A 19,260-nucleotide genomic window follows, 5' to 3' on the forward strand; every position below is an offset into this window, starting at 1 on the left:
CACAGCGGGTAGGAAAGCCATGACCACCAAACTCGAACGCTATATCGACCAGGGCGTCGGCCGGGAGCCTGCGGATATCGTGCTGAAGAACGGCCGCTTCTTCGATCTGGTGACGGGAGAGCTGGTCGCTTCGGACATCGCCATCTGCGGCGATCGCATCGTCGGCACCTGCGGCGATTATCGGGGACGCGAAGAGATCGATATTGCCGGCCGCATCGTCGTGCCGGGCTTCATCGATACCCATCTTCACATCGAATCCTCGCTGGTAACCCCGCTCGAATTCGATCGCTGCGTCCTGCCCTATGGCGTTACCACCGCCATCTGCGATCCGCATGAGATCGCCAACGTGCTCGGCACGGAAGGCATACGCTACTTCCTCGACTGTTCGCAGGAGACCATCATGGACATCCGCGTCCAGCTCTCCTCCTGCGTGCCGGCAACGCATCTGGAAACCTCGGGTGCCGATTTGCCAATCGAGAAGCTCCTGCCCTTCCGCAACCATCCCAAGGTCATCGGCCTTGCCGAATTCATGAACTTCCCCGGCGTGGTCCATAAGGATCCCATCTGCATGGCGAAGCTCGAAGCCTTCCAGGGCGGCCACATCGACGGCCACGCGCCGCTTTTGCGCGGCAATGACCTCAACGGCTATCTCGCGGCCGGCATCCGCACCGAGCATGAATCGACGACATCAGAGGAGGCGCTGGAAAAGATCCGCAAAGGCATGCATATCCTCGTGCGCGAGGGCTCCGTCTCCAAGGATCTGCACGCGCTGATGCCTATTATCACCGAGCGCCTGTCACCCCACCTCGCACTCTGCACAGACGATCGAAATCCGCTCGATATCGCCGAACAGGGCCACCTCGATTACATGATCCGCACGGCGATTGCCCATGGCGTCGAGCCGCTGGCGATCTACCGCGCCTCCTCGATCTCCGCAGCCCGCGCCTTCGGCCTTCGGGATCGCGGTCTCGTGGCGCCTGGATGGCGCGCAGATCTGGTCGTCATCGATAGCCTGAAAAACTGCAAGGCCGAGATCGTCTTTTCCGCAGGCCGCCGCGTTACCGCCGAACTCTTTGCGACCCGCGGTTCGGTCGAGCCGGTCGGCCTCGACAGCGTCAAGGCCCGCCCGATCAATGCCGCCGATTTCGGTGTGCCGGTAGCAGAAGGCGAGAGCTCCGTCATTGGCGTGACGCCCGGCAAGATCATCACCCAACATCGCCGCTATCGCCTGCCGACTAAGGGCAACCAGACCGCTATCGACCTCGGTAACGATATCATCAAGGTCGCCGTCATCGAGCGGCATGGCAAGAACGGCAACCATGCCAACGGCTTCGTCCAAGGTTTTGGTTTGAAGAAAGGCGCGATCGCCTCCACAGTCGGCCATGACAGCCACAATATCTGCGTCGTCGGCGTCAATGAGGATGACATGGCGCTCGCCGCCAACCGCCTCAGTGATATCAATGGCGGCTTCGTCGTCGTCGAGGATGGCGTCGTGACAGGTGAAATCGCCCTGCCCGTCGCCGGCCTGATGAGCCTCGAACCTTATGAAAGCGTGCGCGACACGCTGCATCATCTGCGCCAGGCGGCCTATGCCCTCGGCGCAACGCTGGAAGAACCCTTCCTCCAGCTCGCCTTCCTGCCCCTGCCCGTCATCCCGCATCTGAAGATATCGGACAAGGGCCTGGTCGATGTCGACAAGTTCATGCTGATCGGCTGATCAGGCAAGCTTGCCGCAATAAACGTCCAGCGCCGAAAGCGTCACCGCAGCCCCGGCATCAGCCGTGCCAAACCCTGGCATGGCGACCGTCACGCCAAGCTTGATATCCTCGGGCAAAGCAACTTTCACAGGCTTGCGGAAGAGATTGAAGATGAAGAGCAGCGTCTCGTCACCCTTGGAGCGCGTGAAGGCGAGAACGTCTTCCTCCGTGTCGAGGAAGGTCATATCGCCGTCGCGCAGGACCGCATGTTCTGCACGGAAAGCAAGCGTCTGCCGGTAGTGATGCAGCACGGAGTGCTCATCCGCTTCCTGCTTGTCCACCGCAAGGGATGCATGCTGGTAGGGAACCGGCAGCCATGACTTGTCGGCCGTCGTGAAGCCCGCATGAGCACGGCCCGCTTCCCAGGGCATCGGCGTGCGGCATCCGTCACGCCCCTTGAATGCCGGCCAGAAGCGAATTCCGTAGGGATCGCGCAGATCCTCGAAGGCTAACTCTGCCTCCGGCAGACCGAGTTCTTCGCCCTGATAGAGGCAGATCGAACCGCGCAATGTGGAAAGCAGCGAAATCGCGAGCTTTGCAACGCGCGGCTGCTCCTCCTCCGTTTTGGCGAAGCGGCTGACATGCCGCTGGACATCGTGGTTGGAAAAGGCCCAGCAGACCCAGCCATCGACGACATTGTCCTGAAAATCGCTGACGCAACGGCGGAAATGCGTCGGCGTGAAATCAGGCCCCAAAAGGTCGAACGTGTAGCACATATGCAGCTTGTCGCCGCCGCTGGTATAGGCGGCCACGGTCTGCAGCGAGCGCGCACCATCCCCCACTTCGCCGACGGTCGCGCGATCCTCATATTGGTCGAGCAATGCCCGGAACCGCCGCAGGAAGCTGATATTCTCCGGTTGCGTCTTGTCGTAGAGATGGTTCTGCATCCCGTAAGGGTTGCTCTCGGGGGCATCGAGCCCGCCGGTTGCGACGAGCGCCGGCGGATTGTCGCGAAGCTTCTTGTCGCAGAAATAGTAGTTGACCGTATCCAGACGAAAACCGTCTACGCCGCGATCAAGCCAGAATTTGACGGCCGAGAGCACAGCATCCTGGACCTCAAGATTGTGGAAGTTCAGGTCCGGCTGCGAGGTCAGAAAATTGTGCTGGTAATATTGCCGGCGTACGCCATCCCACTCCCAACCCGGCCCGCCAAAAATCGACAGCCAGTTGTTCGGCGCGGTGCCATCCGGCTTCGGGTCGGCCCAGACATACCAGTCCGCCTTGGGATTGTCGCGGCTTGCGCGGCTTTCCACGAACCAGGGATGTCGGTCCGAGGTGTGCGAGATAACCTGGTCGATAATGACCTTAAGCCCGAGGTCGTGCGCTGCCGTCATCATCTCGTCGAAATCGGCAAGCGTGCCGAAGATCGGATCGACATCGCAATAATCGGCGACGTCATAGCCCATATCGGCCATCGGCGAGGTGAAGAACGGCGCCAGCCAGATTGCGTCGACCCCGAGTGCGGCAATGTGAGGCAGGCGCCGGGTGATCCCCTTGATATCTCCCAGTCCGTTGGCATCCGTGTCCTGAAACGACCGCGGATAGACCTGATAGATCACGGCCCCGCGCCACCAGTCGGCTCCCGCCGCTTTATTCGTCGATTTCATCAAACCGCCTCGATATCGCACAAGGCCTTCCAGTTTGCACACTCGTGCGCAGGCGGCAAGCCGCAAATCGGCCATCCGAAAAGCTCAACCATCGGCGGATAAATTCGCAGTATCAATTTAAGCGAATTATCAATATGAAAGTTCACACGCTAAGCATGCCCGACTTTTTTTAACTTGAAAGCGACGTCGCTTTCGATAACTTCGCGCATTGACCTGCACGTACAGGTCACCTGCGGATCAAAAACACCCTTGTAAAACAAGGACAAGAACTCCAGAAAGGTGGGAAAACATATGGCGCATATCACCAGAAAATTTATCGCTGCGGCTTTCGTCAGCACGATATTGAGCGTTTCCGCGCATGCCGCGACCCTCAATATCCACAATGGCGGCGACCCGACTTCGCTCGATCCGCAAAAAATTTCCGGCGATTGGGAAAACCGTATCGACGGCGATATCTTCGAAGGGCTGGTGACCGAGGATCCAAAGGACAACCCAATTCCCGGCCAGGCTGCAAGCTGGACCATTTCGCCCGACCAGAAGGTCTATACCTTCAAGCTTCGCGACGGCATCAAGTGGTCCGATGGCCAACCTGTGACGGCTCAGGACTTCGTCTTTGCCTTCCAGCGCCTGATGGACCCGAAGACCGCCGCGCAATACGCCTATCTGCAGTACACGATCCTGAACGCGGAAAAGATCAACAAGGGCGAGATCAAGGATCTGACACAGCTCGGCGTCAAGGCGATCGACGACAAGACGCTCGAAATCACGCTTGAAAACCCGACACCCTACTTCCTCAACGCCCTGATGCACTACACGGCCTATCCGCTGCCGAAGCATGTCGTGGAAGCCAAGGGCGACCAGTGGGTCAAGATCGGCAACATCGTCACCAACGGCCCGTACAAGCCCACCGAATGGGTGCCCGGTTCGCACGTCAGCATGGTCAAGAGTGACCAGTATTACGACGCCAAGGACATCAAGATCGACAACGTCAACTATTACACGCTGGAAGATCAGGCCGCTGCCTTGAAGCGCTATCGCGCCGGCGAATTCGATATCCTGACCTCCTTCCCGGCCGACCAGTTCGACTGGATCCAGAAGAACCTGCCCGGCCAGGCGCATGTGGTGCCCTTCCTCGGCACCTACTACTACGTCCTGAACTCTACCAAGCCGCCCTTCAACGACAAGCGCGTGCGCCAGGCTCTCTCCATGGCCGTCAACCGCGAGGTCATCGGCCCGAAGATTCTCGGCACCGGCGAACTGCCATCCTATTCCTGGGTACCGCCAGGTACCGCCAATTACGGTGAACCGGCCTATGTCAGCTGGAAGGACGAACCGTACAAGCAGAAGGTCGAAGAAGCCAAGAAGCTCTTGAAGGAAGCCGGCTTCGGTCCCGATCATCCGCTGAAGGCTCAGCTGCGCTACAACACCAACGACAACCACAAGCGCATCGCCGTTGCGATCGCCGCCATGTGGAAGCCGCTCGGCGTCGATATCGAGCTCTACAACACCGAAACCAAGGTGCATTACGATGAAATGCAGCGCGGCGAGGTGCAGATCGGCCGTGCCGGCTGGCTCGCCGACTACAACGATCCGATCAACTTCCTGAACCTGCTGTCCACCGGCGTCGAAATGAACTACGGCCGCTGGAGCAACAAGGACTACGATGCTCTGATCAAGCAGGGCAATGAAGAGATCGATCTGAAGAAGCGCGCCGAGATCTACAAGAAGGCCGAGCAGCTGGCCCTCGACGACAGCGCCGCAATCCCGATCTACTACTACGTTTCCCAGAACATCGTCGCCCCGAAGGTCCAGGGCTTCGTCGACAACATCCAGGACATCCACCGTACGCGCTGGCTGTCGGTTAAAGAATAATTGGGAACAGGCTCCCTCCCGAACACAACCGGGAGGGAGCCGTCTAAGATCATGTTTGGCTACGCTCTCCGTCGTTTGCTGTCGACAATCCCCGTTCTGTGGATTGCCGTGACAGTGTGTTTTTTCATTCTGCGCCTCGCTCCCGGCGGCCCCTTCGATGGCGAAAGGCCATTGCCGCCGGAAGTCAAAGCCAACCTCGCGGCTCACTACAACCTCGACAAGCCCTTGGTTGAGCAATACCTGATCTATGTCGGCGATGTCATGAAGGGCGACCTTGGCCCCTCCTTCGCCAATCAGGACTTCACCGTCACCCAGCAGATTATGTCCGGCTTCCCCTATACGTTGACCATCGGTGGCTCCGCCTTCGTGCTCGCGACTATCGTCGGCGTCTTCATAGGCTGTCTCGGGGCGCTCTATCAGAACCGCGCAGCGGATTACTGGCTGGGCGGCGGCCTCCTCATCGGCTTGGTCATGCCAAGCTTCCTCATCGCCCCCATCCTTCAGCTCATCTTCGGCAATACGCTCGGCTGGCTGCCGGTCGGCGGCTGGGGCGACGGCTCGATCAAGTTCCTGATCCTGCCCATCATCGTCCTGACCCTGCCGCACGCGGCTCGCATCTCTCGCCTGATGCGAGGCTCGATGATCGAAGTGATGAGCCAGAACTTCATTCGCACCGCCAAGGCCAAGGGCATCGGCCCGCGGCTGACGATCATGCGCCACGCGCTGAAGCCGGCCATGATGCCCGTCGTCTCCTATCTCGGACCCGCGGCAAGTTACCTCCTCACCGGCTCGCTGGTGGTCGAAAGCATCTTCGGCCTCCCCGGCGTCGGCCGCTACTTCGTCGGCGCAGCGCTCAACCGCGATTACGGCATGGTCCTCGGCACGGTCGTTTTCTACATGGTCCTGATCGTGGTCCTCAACCTACTGGTCGACATCGCCTATGCCTGGCTCGACCCGAAAGTGAGAATGCGATGATCCTCAATTCCGCCAAGAGAGAATTGCTGGAAGCGGAATTGCTTTCGGCAGAGGGGCTCGCACCCAAGGGGCGATCCCTCACCGGCGACGCGATGCGTCGTCTCCTGCGCAACAAGGCGGCGGCACTTTCGCTGGTCATACTGGCTGTGCTGGTTCTGGTCGCCATATTCGGCCCGTATTTCCTGCCCTTCAACTATGAGGATCCGGACTGGACGTCCTTCCGAGGCGCTCCGGATTTTGCCGCCGGCCACTATTTCGGCACCGACGGCAACGGCCGCGATCTGCTGGCGCGCACGCTCTACGGCACCCGCGTCTCGCTGACGGTCGCACTTGTCGCCACCCTCGTCTCGGTCATCATCGGTGTGCTCTACGGCGCCGTTGCCGGTTATTTCGGCGGTCGCGTCGATGCAATCATGATGCGTTTCGTCGATATCATGTACGCCCTGCCCTACGTCCTCTTCGTCATCCTGCTGATGGTGATCTTCGGCCGCAACGTCTATCTGCTGTTTGCGGCGATCGGCGCACTCGAATGGCTCACCATGGCCCGTATCGTGCGCGGCCAGACCCTGTCGATCAAGCAGCGGGAATTCATCGAGGCCGCCCGTGCATCGGGGCAGCGATCGTTCAAGATCATCCTGAAACACATCGTGCCGAACCTCGTCGGCCCGGTCGTCATCTACGCGACGCTCACCATCCCGGAAATCATCGCGACCGAGAGCTTCCTCTCCTATCTCGGTTTCGGCGTTCAGGAGCCGCTGACATCGCTCGGCACCCTAATTGCCGAAGGTTCGGCCGGTATGGAGACGACGCCATGGCTGCTGTTCTTCCCGGCCGGTTTCCTGGTCGCGCTGCTGATGAGCCTGCTCTTCATCGGCGACGGTCTGCGCGACGCATTCGATCCGAAGGATCGCTGACATGACAGAAACACTTCTCGAACTCAAAGACTATTCGATCACCTTCCGCACGCCAGAAGGCGAAGTGGCCGCGGTGTCGAAGATGAACCTCAAGATCGGCCGCGGCGAACGTATCGCCGTCGTCGGCGAGTCTGGCTCCGGCAAGAGCCAGACCTTCCTCGGCCTGATGGGCCTGCTCGCCAAAAACGGCCGCACCAGCGGCCAGGCGCTACTCGACGGCAAGGATCTGCTGACCCTGAAGCCGCGCGAGCTCGACCATGTGCGCGGCAAGGACATGGCCATGGTCTTCCAGGACCCGATGACCGCGCTTAACCCGTCGCTGCGCATCTCACGGCAGCTGACGGAGCAGCTGGAAGTCCATGGCGGCCTAACGGCGCGCGCGGCTTCGGCCACGGCGCTCGATATGCTGAAGCGGGTCGGCATCCCTGATCCGACACGCCGCTTCAACCTCTATCCGCATGAGCTTTCGGGCGGCATGCGCCAGCGCATCGTCATCGCCATGGCGCTGCTGACCAAACCGAAACTCCTCATCGCCGATGAGCCGACGACGGCACTCGACGTGACGATCCAGGCACAGATCCTCGATCTCTTCAATGAGCTGACGGCGGAAATGCATACGGCGCTTATCATGATCACCCATGACCTCGGTGTCGTCGCCGGCCTCGCCGACCGCGTTGCCGTCATGTATGCCGGCCGTATCGTCGAGGAAGCGCCGGTCGAAGAGCTGTTCGAAAATCCGGCTCATCCCTATACGGCGGCGCTTCACTCGGCGATCCCGCGGCCGGATCAGGATGTCGACGACCTCACCGTCATCCCCGGACGCCCGCCGAACCTGATGCACCTGCCGCGCGGCTGCTCCTTCTCGCCGCGCTGCGCCCATGTGCAGGACGATTGTCTGGATGCAGCACCGCCGCTCGATCCGCTGGCGCCGCGCCGTTGCGCAGCCTGCTTCCACCCCCTTTCGGTTAATCAGGAACGGAGCCTCGTCCATGGCTGAGCAAACGCTTCTGAAGGTCGAGCATCTGACGACCGAATTCGAACTGCCGTCGAAATCCCTCTTCAAGCCGCCACTGATCCTGACCGCGGTCAACGATGTCAGCTTCGAGCTGAAGACCGGACGCACACTCGGCATCGTCGGCGAATCCGGCTGCGGCAAGTCCACGCTCGGTCGCTCCATCCTGCGGCTGATCAAGGCCCAGAAGGGCCGCATTCTCTGGCAGGGCAGCAACCTGCTCGACCTTACCGAAGAGGAAATGCGTGCCGCGCGCCGCGACATGCAGATCATCTTCCAGGACCCGATCGCCTCGCTCGACCCACGCATGACCGTCGGCGACATCATCGCCGAGCCGCTGACGGTCTTCGAACCGAAACTGAGCCGCGCGCAGCGGCAGGATCGCGTTCGCGAGATCATGGCGGCAGTCGGCCTAGTGCCTGAGATGATCAACCGCTACCCGCACGAATTCTCGGGCGGCCAGGCACAGCGCATCGGCATTGCCCGTGCCGTCATCACCCGGCCGAAGCTTATCATCTGCGACGAACCGGTTTCGGCGCTCGACGTTTCGATCCAGGGGCAGGTCATCACGCTCCTGCGCCGCCTGCGCAAGGAGTTCGGCCTCACCTTGATCTTCATCAGCCACGATCTCTCGGTCGTGCGCCTGATCTCGGACGACGTGCTGGTGCTCTATCTCGGCAAGGTGGTGGAAGCGGGCGAAGCCGCGACGGTCTTCGACCATCCAGCCCACCCTTATACGCAGGCTCTGTTCTCCGCCGCGCCAATCCCCGATCCGAAGCTGGCTCGCGGCCGTGAGCGCATCCGTCTGCAGGGCGATCCGCCCTCGCCGCTCAATCCGCCGCCGGGCTGCGTCTTCTCACCCCGCTGCTGGAAGGCGACGGATATCTGCCGCACGAAGATGCCACCGACCGAGCACGTGCGCCCAGGCCAGACGGCGGCTTGCTATCACATGGACCGGCCGTAAAGCAGCGCCAGCAAAAGTGGACGGCGGCTGCCGCCGTCCACCTTGCCCCAGCCGCCGCTTCCGCGTATGCAGCACCAAGGCAAATGCAGGAGGCAGTCTTGGGCGGGCGTTTTCTATCGATCGGCGAATGCATGGTGGAACTGTCGCAGGCCGATGACGGACACCTGCGCAAAGGCTTTGCCGGCGACACCTTCAACACCGCCTGGTATGCCCGCGCCTGCCTGCCTAAGGACTGGGCGATCGATTACTTCACCGCGCTCGGCGACGATGCCATGTCCGACGAGATGATCGCCTTTATGGGCAGCGCCGGCATCGGCACGCAGAGCATCCGCCGCCTTCGCGGCAAGACGCCCGGCCTCTACATGATCAATCTAAAAGACGGCGAACGCTCCTTCGGCTATTGGCGCGACAGCTCTGCCGCCCGCCAGCTTGCGACCGATGGCGATGCCCTGCGTGCCGCAATCGAGGCCTCCGACGTCCTTTATTTTTCGGGCATTACCCTCGCGATCCTGTCGCGCGAAGATGCCTTCACCTTGCTCGCAGAGCTGCGCCGCGCCAAAGCTGCCGGCAAGCTGGTCGCATTCGATCCCAATCTGCGCCCTCGCCTCTGGTCCAGCCTCGACGCGATGCATACGATGATCGCCGAGGGAGCGCGTGCAGCGACGCTCGTCATGCCGAGCTTCGATGATGAAGCCGCGCATTTCAGTGACGATTCGATTGCCGCCACGATCCGCCGCTATCGGCAATACGGAGCAGTGATGGTCATCGTCAAGAATGGCCCTGATGGCGCGACCATTGGCGACGGCGTTCAGGAGACGCTCGTCCCGGCGGTCAAGGTCGTCAAGGTTATCGACACAACCAGCGCCGGCGACAGTTTCAACGGTGCATTTCTGGCGCACTATCTGCAGCACAAAAATGCAGTTACCGCCGCCGGCTTCGCAGCAAAGATCGCAGCGAGGGTCATTCAGGAATACGGTGCGCTCGTCTCGCCCGAGAAGCTGAAATCCATCCGCTAAACGCTGTAATATTTCCATCATGGACACCCCCCACAATAGAGTGGGCGCGGGAATCATGTTTGAAACACCGCAATCGCTGGCACCGTCATCATGAGGATGCGGTGCGGATGGACTGTTTTGGGCATGTTGCAACGCTTGTCAGACATCGATCAAACCACCTGGGCGCAGGCGGCGACACCTGTCGCAGTACCTGAACGGCTGCTTATCGTCAGCGATGCCTGGCATCCGCAGGTCAACGGTGTCGTTCGCTCCATCGAGAACACCAACCGCGAACTGACGCGCATGGGCATCGAGGTTTCGATGATCACGCCGGACGGCTTTCGCAACATCCCCTGCCCGACCTACCCGGAGATCCGGCTTTCGATTGCCAGCTATCGCAAGATTGCAGCGAGAATAGAGGCGCTCCGGCCGACTTATATCCACATTGCCACTGAAGGTCCCCTCGGGCTTACCGCAAGGCGCTGGTGCCTGAGAAATTGCATGCCTTTTTCCACGAGCTATCACACCCGCTTTCCCGAATATGTCGCGGCGCGCCTGCCGATACCGGAAAGCTGGCTCTACGCCTTCGTCAAATGGTTTCACAATGCGGGCTACGGCTGCATGGTGGCGACACCAAGTCTCGCAAACGAACTCAAGATACGCGGCATCCGCAACCTACTGCCCTGGAGCCGTGGCATCGACTCCTCACTGTTTCGACCGCAGGCCCAGGACGACACACCCTTCGACCTGCCTCGTCCGATTTTCATGACTGTAGGTCGCGTGGCGCTGGAAAAGAACCTGCCCGCTTTCCTCGACCTCGACCTGCCTGGATCGAAAGTAGTGGTCGGCGATGGCCCCGCGCGGGCGGAGTTACAGACACTCTATCCGGACGTCCATTTTCTGGGAGCGAAATTCGGCGAGGAATTGGCGCATGCCTATTCGCAGGCGGACGTGTTCGTCTTCCCGTCCAAGACCGACACTTTCGGCAACGCCATTCTGGAAGCACTGGCGAGCGGCGTTCCGGTCGCCGCCTACCCGGTTACCGGCCCCGCGGACATTCTGGGAGGAAACAGGGCGGCTGGCGTCGTGGATGCGGACCTGGCCACCGCCTGCCTCGCCGCGCTCTCATGCTCACGCCAGGCAGCGCGCTCCTTGGCACTCAATTACTCCTGGGAAGCGGCAACAACGCAATTTATCGGCAATGTCCGCATTGCCAATCATCGGGGCCGATTACAAGCCTACAAGGAGTGAACTCCGGGCCGATGATCCACCCGGAATTCGCTTACCGCGTCTCAAATCGTGTGTCTTCGCAGATCAGCGCGCTGCTCTTACAGCATAGCATAAGCCAGCATGCGGGTTGGATAGCTGGGTCTTGTCCAGCACGATGAAACCCGCATTCAGTAACGGTGCGATAAGCGTCATCTGGTTCTTGTCCTTGGACCACCATTTGTGCCATTCGATGACCATGGCATTGATCGATCCGAAGAGACCGTGTCTCGCCAGGGTCTCGAAAATCCCGAACTCGGATCCCTCGCAATCCATTTTGATGACCAGATCCATGCCCGCTCTCCGCGCACGCTCCGCAAGCGGTGCGATGACGCCAGCAGCCTCCTTGATATGGATCGTTTCCGGCTTGCCAGAATCTGCTCCCCTTACGGAGATGCCGATCGTTGCATCTGAGCGGACCATGACCTCCATCTGCTCGTCTCTCTCGCCAAGCCCAAATTGGTTTGGCTTGATCTTGGCCGCCACCTTCGGATTTAGTGCGATATTCTTCAGTGCTCGCGCATGGGGTAGAGCGAAAGGCTCGAATGCATGTATTTCCCGCACCGAAGGGTCTCTCGCCAAAAAGAGCGACGCAAGACCCGCATTCATGCCGATATCGATGATAATTTTGTCGCGCCCGGTGATGAAATTATATTCGTTGTGAATGAAAATTTCGCTTAGAACCTGGAAATCTTCGGCATTGTTGACATAGAGCCGAGTTCCTGAAAATTCGGCAATGACCTCTTCCGCACCGACGTGAAAAGTGAAGCCGTTTTTCTCGAGCAACTTGAAATCATAGACATGTGTATTGAAGAATTGATTGGCAATGTCAGGCAATGCGACATCCGACATGCGCCCGCTCTCTTGATCAATTCTTTTCAGGGGCCGATGGGCATAAGCGGCGAATGCTCCAACCCCAGTTGAATCGATTCGGAACTCGAAAACATCCTCTTCCGGTGCGTCGAACTGCAAGGTCACACCCTTACCAGACCGCACTATATCCGCGCCCGTTAGCTCCCTTCGTATCAATTGGCGGGCGCCAAAACCCGCAGTGACATCGATAGAACAACAGACCTCTTCCGATGGCGCGGAGGGGTCAGCATCGATATGAAATTCGACAACATAACGTCCTGGGGACAGGGTGACGTAGGGGCCGTAAAGCACCCATCCCGCCTGTCCCTTCTTGACGGACACGCGTTCATTTCCTTGTACCTTCTCAACCTGCCCGATCGCGGAGTAGAACAAAGTCGGTTTCCTTCTTGGCAACAGAGACAAAAGGCCGTCTCATAGATAACAAGTTCTGCCGGAAGCTCGGTTCCGGCGCGAGATTGATATCTAAGCCTATGTTTGACAAGGATAAATTTTGCCCTGTGGAAAGATGGGCGCGTTCCGTCCAAACGGGGCGCTATACGTCCTCGATCATGTCCCTGACCGTTACGCCCGTCTCATCGTCGAAGCAGCGTGGCCGGATCCTCGAGAAGGGCAGCGATCATAATCCTACCGATGTCGCTCGCCGTTCCTGCTTTCCGCATGTCACACAGCAGAACGCATTCTTGAAAAGAAAATTTCTAGGACATCGGCGATCGTCACGAGAGCAATGGGATATTGTCCGCTGAGCTGGCTTCCTAAAGCAGAAGAAATCCATAGCCCAGGCATAAATTTGGGTGTACAATTATTTATCGCACGACCTACATAAGACCTCTCAGGGAGTTCTTGAGATGACTGACGACCTGTTAAAGCTGGATAACTTCATCTGCTTCGCGCTCTATTCGGCGAACCATGCGATGAACCGGCTCTATAAACCCATGCTGGACGCGCTCAATCTCACCTATCCGCAATATCTCGTCATGGTGACGCTATGGGAAGAAGACGGACAGACCGTCGGCGGTATCGGTGAAAAGCTGTTCCTGGAATCAAGCACGCTGACACCGCTGTTGAAGCGTCTGGAGGCAGCTGGCTTTATCAAGCGCATCCGCAGCAAGGAAGACGAGCGCCAGGTGTTGATTCAGCTGACCGGCGAAGGCAAGGCGCTGAAGAAGAAGGCGGCAACTGTTCCCCCTTGCATTCTCGATGCCACGGAGCAAACGCCCGACGAACTGACACGCTTGAAGAGTGAAATCACCGCTTTGCGCCAGGCGCTCAGCAGGAACGCAGCCTGATCGGATGCCCCCTCCCCGACCATCCGGTCGGGCAAGGTGCGTCAGGTTCGCTTCTTCTTGTTTTCGTAAGGATTTTCCGACGTGCGGAAATGGATGCGGATCGGTACGCCGGGCATTGCGAAATCTGCGCGCAGACCGTTGATCAGATAACGCACATAGGACTCAGGCAGAGCATCCGAGCGAGTACACGAGATCATGAAGGCCGGAGGCCGCGCCTTCACCTGCGTCATGTATTTCAGCTTGATGCGGCGACCGGAAACGGCCGGTGGCGGATGCTGAACCTGCTGCGTCTCGAGCCAGCGGTTGAGGCGCGCGGTCGAGACGCGCTTGTTCCAGACTTTGTCGGTATCGACGATTGCCTGCATGAGGCGGTCAAGCCCTTCGCCCGTCTGGCCGGCAATCGGAATGGCGCGAATGCCGCGTGCCTGCGGCAGCAGCCGGTCGGTCTTTTCGCGCAGATCGGCAAGCACGGCCTGACGATCCTCGATCATGTCCCACTTGTTGAAGGCGAGCACGGCGGCGCGCCCCTCGCGGATCACGAGATCGACGATCTGCAGATCCTGCTTCTCGAAGGGAATGGTCGCGTCGAAGACGATGACGACGGTTTCAGCGAAGCGGATCGCGCGCAGCGTGTCGGCGACGGAAAGCTTCTCCAGCTTCTCGATGACCTTCGCCTTGCGGCGCATACCGGCGGTATCGAACATCTTGACGGTACGACCGCGCCAACTCCAGTCGACGGAGATGGAATCGCGGGTAATCCCGGCTTCCGGGCCGGTCAGCAGCCGGTCTTCGCCGAGAAAGCGGTTGATGAGCGTCGACTTGCCGGCATTCGGGCGGCCGACGATCGCAACGCGCAGCGGGCGCGTGTCGTCATAGGCCGGTTCTTCGTCGATCTCCTCGCCATCTTCGCCGACTTCCGAGCGCGGAATACTGACATTCGTCTCCGCCTCGTCTTCGTCCTCCGGGAAGGCGCGTTCGGGGCCGATGGCCTCGACGATGGCGTCGCGCAGATCCATCATGCCCTGGCCGTGTTCGGCCGAGATCGGGCAAGGCTCCCCAAGGCCCAACGTATAGGCATCGTAGAAGCCGCTGTCCGAGCCGCGCGCTTCAGATTTATTGGCGACGAGCACGACAGGCCGGCCGCGCTTGCGCAGCATTTCGGCCAAGGTCTTGTCGACATGCGTCAGGCCCATCTTGGCATCGACAACGAAGAGCGTCAGATCGGCTTCATCGATCGCCGCTTCCGTCTGGGCGCGCATGCGGCCCTCCAGCGTCTCCTCGCCAGCTTCTTCGAGACCGGCGGTATCGACGATGCGAAAGCGGAGATCGATCAGCTTGGCTTCACCCGGGCGGCGGTCACGCGTGACACCCGGCGTATCGTCGACGAGCGCCAGTTTCTTGCCAACCAGACGGTTGAACAGCGTGGACTTACCGACATTCGGGCGACCGACGATCGCGACCGTAAAACTCATTGGGCGATCCTTCAGCCTTTTGCGACCGGAGCCTTGCCGGATGCAGTGATGAGATCGAGCAGCATCTGGGCACGGTTGGCAACGTTGCGCGGGCTCTGCGGATCGTCGACGATTGCCTGGAACCATTGCCGCGCCTTGGCGAAATCGCCGGCCTTATAGGCGGCAAGGCCAAGAACGTCGCGCGCCGAATGCCGGAAGGCATCAGCCGGGACGGCAAGCTCCTGCGCTTCGGCGGCGACCTGGTCATAGGTGCCGGTATCGACGAGCAGATAGGCAGCCCGCAGGCGCGCCGCATCGCGGATAACGACCGGAAGGTCCGTCTGCTTGCCGATCGCCGAGAAGGTGGCGATGGCCGCGGCCTTGTTACCCTTCTGCACTTGCAGCGTCGCGGCGCGCAGCCGCGCCAGCACCGGATAGGAACCAGGGCCGTTTTTCTCGATGGCGGCGAATGCGGCGAGCGCCTCATCCGTCTTGTTCTGATCGGCCAGCGTCAGCGCGGCAATGAACTGATCACCGCCGCTGCCAGCCTGATTGCCGGCCCAATAGCGATAGCCGCTGTAGGCTGCGGTACCAAGAACGACGAGCACCGCAGCACCGATGATGAGCTTGCCGAAACGGCGCCATATGAACCGCAACTGGTCCGAGCGCAGTTCCTCGTTCACCTCACGGATGAAGCTATCGTCATTGAATGCCATTCTTGTCTCCGGCCCAGGCCAAATAGTTCAAAGCTTAGGTTTAGTGGGGCCTTCTACTCCATTTTGCGGCTTATGTAAGGGGGAATGGTGGAAATCGTCATATAACGAGCGGCGAAACCCCGATAATCCACGCATGAAGCTTCCAAATGATCAAGGCCCAGGCAACCACACCGATGACAACAGCATAGAGATCGTATTTCGCCGAGACGAAGGGGCGCACGGTGATTTCGCCGGCCCGCTCGCGCCGTTTGAACGAAATGCGCAGGATCACGCCCCAGGCGAGGAAGGCGGCAAAGAGCAATATGGCAGCACCGTCGCCATTGGAGAGAAGATGCGCCAGCGCCCAGATCTTCACCGAAAGCACCATCGGATGCTTGGTCCTGACCGCGATATGCCCCGCCGGCAGCAGCGAGGCGACAAGACAGATGAGAGCGAACAGCATCAGCAGGATGGTGATGTGGCTCATCCAGAACGGCGGCGACCAGACCGGCGTCGTGTCACGCGCCTGACCGAAGCCGTAAATCAGGACGACCAGAGCTATGACGCTCGCGATCGAATAGGCACCCTTCCAGCCGCCTTCGCCAAGGCTGGCAATCAATGACGTTCGCAAGCCGGGTGTCACGACGCGGATCAGATGGAGGCCGAGAAAAAGAACAATGCCGAGAATGAGCAATGCCATGGATGAAATCCTTTATGGTCTTGTAGTCACATCCTTATCGGCTGCCGTAAAAAAATGCCAGCATCACCGCAGCTTCGCCGCATTTGCGCGAAAGGAAGGAAGCGACCCGGAGCACGCCACCCGATATCGCCGGATGATCCCTCGTAAGCCGTGCTCGATCCAATCAGTGTTCGGTGCCCATGTTTCGCTTAGCTACCTGTCTCTCCCTCGCCATTTCCTTAGGGTTGCCCGCAGCCGCCCTGGCCGATGGCAAGCCCAAGCAACTCGTCATGATCTCCTTCGATGGCGCTCATGACAATGCGCTCTGGACCAGGAGTCGCGAGATCGCTTCGCGAAACGGCGCGCATTTCACCTATTTCCTCTCCTGCACCTTCCTGATGAACAAGGCGCAGGCCAAGGCCTATCAGGGGCCGAAGCAGCGCCCGGGTAAATCGAATGTCGGCTTTGCCAAGAGCGAGGACGATGTGCGCACGCGCATCGCCAACATCTGGGGTGCACACCAGGAAGGTCACGACATCTCAAGTCACGCCTGCGGCCATTTTGACGGCAAGGGCTGGAGTGCCTCCGACTGGAAACAGGAGTTCATGAATGCCAGCATTGCGCTTCGCGACGCCTGGAAGAATGTCGGCCTCGCCGACAAGGAGCCCCAGGGCTGGGAAGACTTCGCCAAGAATGACATCAAGGGATTTCGCGCACCCTATCTTTCCACCAGCGACGGTCTCGTGCCGGCGGAAAAAGAGATGGGCTTTCAGTATGATGCAAGCCTGGTCACCAAAGGCCCTGCCCTGCCGCAGGTGATCGACGGCATCTATCGTTTCGGCCTGCCATTGATCCCCGAAGGCCCCCAGCAGCGCCCGGTCATCGGCATGGACTACAATCTCTATGTCCGCCATTCCAAGGGCGTCGAGGACAAGGCCAATGCCAAGACCTATGAGGACCGCACCTTCGATGCCTTCGAAGCTGCCTTCGCCAAGCAATATGACGGCGAGCGCATTCCGCTGCAGCTCGGCTTCCATTTCGTCGAAATGAACGACGGCGCCTACTGGCGCGCCCTCGACCGCTTCGTCAGTGACGTCTGCCACAAGCAGGATGTCGCCTGCGTCAGCTATTCCGAGGCAATTCCATTGATTGCGGCGCGCGGTAAGCCGCAGCAAGGGTGAGCGGTCGGGTGAAGCCGGAGCGAAAGGCCGGCGGTGCGGCAAAGGGAGATCCTTCTCTTATCTCTGGAGCCCAAAACCCGCCTCCTCCCGTTGAAAAAGGCCCCATTTCCGGAGCCTCTTTTATCAACCATCGACGTGAACGACCCCCGGCTCGCGCTCCAGGTAGCGCTGATCGATCGATGGCAAAGGTTCGTCGTAGATCGCCGCCTCGAAAGCCCGCAAGCGCTTGTAGATCGACAACAGTTCGATGATCGTCGTCCATGAAGTTACAAGATATTGGAACGAACCACGCACCTGGTCAAAAACGTTGGTGATCTGCGTCATCAAGCCGAGCGTCAGCTTGCCGGCAACGATCGAAGGAACCAGGACGACGAAGCTGAAGATATTGTCGGCCTGCGAATAGAAGATACGGGCAACGTTGAAATAGGTATAGTGGAAGTAGATGCGGAAATAGTTGCGTCGCACATTGGCAAAGAGTTCCGCGACCGTCGGCGGAGTGGCGCGGTCGTCATGGTCTTCACCATAAACGAGTTCCTTGCGGTAGGAGGCCTCTACGCGCTGGTTGATGAATTGTAGGCCAGGCAGCTTGATACCAACCGCCGCCAGGAAGACTGTTCCGAAAATCGACCAGAAGATCGCGGCCCAGACGAGCGCATGCGGAATGTTGCCGATAAGCGGAAGGTCCGTGATGTTGGCGCCGAGACGGAAGAGCACCGGCAGAAATGCAATCAACGTCATAATAGAGCCGATGAAGCTCACGCCAAGGGATTCGACCGTTTGGGAAAACCGCATCGTATCTTCCTGCACGCGCTGTGAAGCACCCTCTACATGTCGCAGCTTCTGCCAGTTTGCCATGTAATAATCGTTCATTGCCGTGCGCCAACGAAACACCCAGTGGCTCACAAAAAACAGGTTAAACACGCCGACAGTGATGGCCACGAAAGCAATGCCCGCAAAAACGAGCATGTTCATGTAAAATTCAGAACTGGATACGGAGCCGACGGTTGTCAGTGCCTTTTGAACCAGATTGTAAAAAGGTCCGTACCATGCGTTGACGGCGACGCTGACTTGTACCGAGAAGTAGGTGTTGAAGATGATCAGCGCCGTGCCGAGCACCGACCAATATTGCCACGGATGCGGGCTGAAGCGGAACCAGAAGAGCGCGAACAGGGCAACGGCTGCGATGTAATAGATGTAAAACCAGATGAAGGGTGCCGACCAAAAAATCGAAACGCCCACCGGCGCATCCTGCCCGTCCGCCAAGGGGGGCAGGCCGATATAGGCGCCCGCTTTCTCTCCGCCGAAATACCAAAGAAGTATAGCGGCAAGTGACCAGAGAGCGGCGGAGATGAAGAAGGGTTTTGGCTTGGGAAAGAATGACAGAAACACGAGAAGCGCAGCTTTCTTGATTGGATTGTCGAACCGCCGTGGCGTTTATTGATGCAAAGCCTAGGACAGTTCGCCGGGAGCGGCAACCGCCAGAAGCCTATTCTTACGTAGATGTAATCGCTTATCCCATGATCGTGATGCAGTTGTTCAGCAACGAAATTTCACCCATGGGATGAACTCCTTCCCCCATACGGTCACACTTTCTCCTCCAGCCCATCTCATCCGCAAACCGCCCATTGCGGAATGCTATCTTACGATATATATCTTACGACATGACTAACGATATAAACTCTCACACTTCACAAGGAGAAACGATATGAGAGGTTTCAGAGATCGCATGTTCG

General features: G+C 59.2%; 16 protein-coding genes. 10 read left to right on the forward strand and 6 right to left on the reverse strand.

The window, feature by feature from the left end; genetic code table 11:
• Positions 1–19 precede the first annotated feature (19 nt).
• The gene (ade, locus tag FHT85_RS03335; RefSeq protein ID WP_112411577.1) at positions 20–1,717 is read left to right on the forward strand and encodes an adenine deaminase; all 1,698 of its coding nucleotides are present in this window, start codon (positions 20–22) and stop codon (positions 1,715–1,717) included.
• On the opposite strand, the gene FHT85_RS03340 is transcribed toward ade, so the two are convergent.
• Complete coding sequence (locus FHT85_RS03340) at positions 1,718–3,364, reverse strand: alpha-glucosidase family protein (protein ID WP_112411740.1); 1,647 nt, start codon at positions 3,362–3,364, stop codon at positions 1,718–1,720. It lies immediately after the preceding gene.
• Between the two features lie 291 nt (positions 3,365–3,655).
• Here FHT85_RS03340 and FHT85_RS03345 point away from each other — a divergent pair, with 291 nt between their 5' ends.
• From FHT85_RS03345 to FHT85_RS03375, 7 genes are all read left to right on the forward strand, one after another.
• Entirely contained in the window at positions 3,656–5,236 is a 1,581-nt protein-coding gene (locus tag FHT85_RS03345; RefSeq protein WP_112399129.1) for a peptide ABC transporter substrate-binding protein, read from the forward strand.
• A gap of 51 nt (positions 5,237–5,287) precedes the next feature.
• Positions 5,288–6,211 carry an ABC transporter permease subunit gene (locus FHT85_RS03350; RefSeq protein ID WP_112411576.1) on the forward strand — a complete coding sequence of 308 codons (924 nt, stop codon included), beginning with the start codon at positions 5,288–5,290 and terminating at the stop codon, positions 6,209–6,211.
• The gene (locus tag FHT85_RS03355; RefSeq protein WP_112411575.1) at positions 6,208–7,125 is read left to right on the forward strand and encodes an ABC transporter permease subunit; all 918 of its coding nucleotides are present in this window, start codon (positions 6,208–6,210) and stop codon (positions 7,123–7,125) included. The genes FHT85_RS03350 and FHT85_RS03355 overlap by 4 nt, the downstream gene beginning before the upstream one ends.
• 1 nt (position 7,126) lies before the next feature.
• Positions 7,127–8,122 carry an ABC transporter ATP-binding protein gene (locus FHT85_RS03360; RefSeq protein ID WP_112334262.1) on the forward strand — a complete coding sequence of 332 codons (996 nt, stop codon included), beginning with the start codon at positions 7,127–7,129 and terminating at the stop codon, positions 8,120–8,122.
• Positions 8,115–9,101, forward strand: coding sequence for an ABC transporter ATP-binding protein (locus FHT85_RS03365; RefSeq protein WP_112334261.1), 987 nt, complete (start codon positions 8,115–8,117; stop codon positions 9,099–9,101). Before FHT85_RS03360 ends, FHT85_RS03365 begins: the two co-directional genes overlap by 8 nt.
• Before the next feature lie 98 nt (positions 9,102–9,199).
• The gene (locus FHT85_RS03370) at positions 9,200–10,117 is read left to right on the forward strand and encodes a sugar kinase (protein ID WP_112411739.1); all 918 of its coding nucleotides are present in this window, start codon (positions 9,200–9,202) and stop codon (positions 10,115–10,117) included.
• Between the two features lie 123 nt (positions 10,118–10,240).
• Complete coding sequence (locus FHT85_RS03375) at positions 10,241–11,347, forward strand: glycosyltransferase family 4 protein (protein WP_183773966.1); 1,107 nt, start codon at positions 10,241–10,243, stop codon at positions 11,345–11,347.
• Between the two features lie 63 nt (positions 11,348–11,410).
• On the opposite strand, the gene FHT85_RS03380 is transcribed toward FHT85_RS03375, so the two are convergent.
• Positions 11,411–12,556: an FkbM family methyltransferase gene (locus FHT85_RS03380; RefSeq protein ID WP_312861322.1), complete on the reverse strand. Its 1,146-nt coding sequence runs from the start codon at positions 12,554–12,556 to the stop codon at positions 11,411–11,413.
• 524 nt (positions 12,557–13,080) lie between these two features.
• Here FHT85_RS03380 and FHT85_RS03385 point away from each other — a divergent pair.
• The gene (locus tag FHT85_RS03385; RefSeq protein ID WP_112334257.1) at positions 13,081–13,521 is read left to right on the forward strand and encodes a MarR family winged helix-turn-helix transcriptional regulator; all 441 of its coding nucleotides are present in this window, start codon (positions 13,081–13,083) and stop codon (positions 13,519–13,521) included.
• Positions 13,522–13,562: 41 nt separating this feature from the next.
• Here FHT85_RS03385 and der read toward each other — a convergent pair whose 3' ends face one another.
• The 3 genes from der to FHT85_RS03400 form a co-directional block, all read right to left on the reverse strand.
• Positions 13,563–14,993, reverse strand: coding sequence for a ribosome biogenesis GTPase Der (gene der / locus FHT85_RS03390; protein ID WP_015340696.1), 1,431 nt, complete (start codon positions 14,991–14,993; stop codon positions 13,563–13,565).
• Between the two features lie 11 nt (positions 14,994–15,004).
• Positions 15,005–15,688, reverse strand: coding sequence for a tetratricopeptide repeat protein (locus FHT85_RS03395; protein WP_112411572.1), 684 nt, complete (start codon positions 15,686–15,688; stop codon positions 15,005–15,007).
• A 97-nt stretch (positions 15,689–15,785) separates the two neighbouring features.
• Positions 15,786–16,367, reverse strand: a complete 582-nt coding sequence (locus tag FHT85_RS03400; protein WP_112411571.1) for an NnrU family protein — start codon at positions 16,365–16,367, stop codon at positions 15,786–15,788.
• Positions 16,368–16,546: 179 nt separating this feature from the next.
• Between FHT85_RS03400 and FHT85_RS03405 the strand changes: the two genes are divergently transcribed.
• Positions 16,547–17,527, forward strand: coding sequence for a polysaccharide deacetylase family protein (locus FHT85_RS03405; protein ID WP_112411570.1), 981 nt, complete (start codon positions 16,547–16,549; stop codon positions 17,525–17,527).
• A 123-nt stretch (positions 17,528–17,650) separates the two neighbouring features.
• Here FHT85_RS03405 and sbmA read toward each other — a convergent pair whose 3' ends face one another.
• Positions 17,651–18,916 carry a peptide antibiotic transporter SbmA gene (gene sbmA / locus FHT85_RS03410; RefSeq protein ID WP_112411569.1) on the reverse strand — a complete coding sequence of 422 codons (1,266 nt, stop codon included), beginning with the start codon at positions 18,914–18,916 and terminating at the stop codon, positions 17,651–17,653.
• Positions 18,917–19,260: the final 344 nt, after the last annotated feature.

The sequence above is a fragment of the Rhizobium sp. BK312 genome, from assembly GCF_014193605.1.
In the GTDB taxonomy this organism is placed as follows: Bacteria; Pseudomonadota; Alphaproteobacteria; order Rhizobiales; family Rhizobiaceae; genus Rhizobium.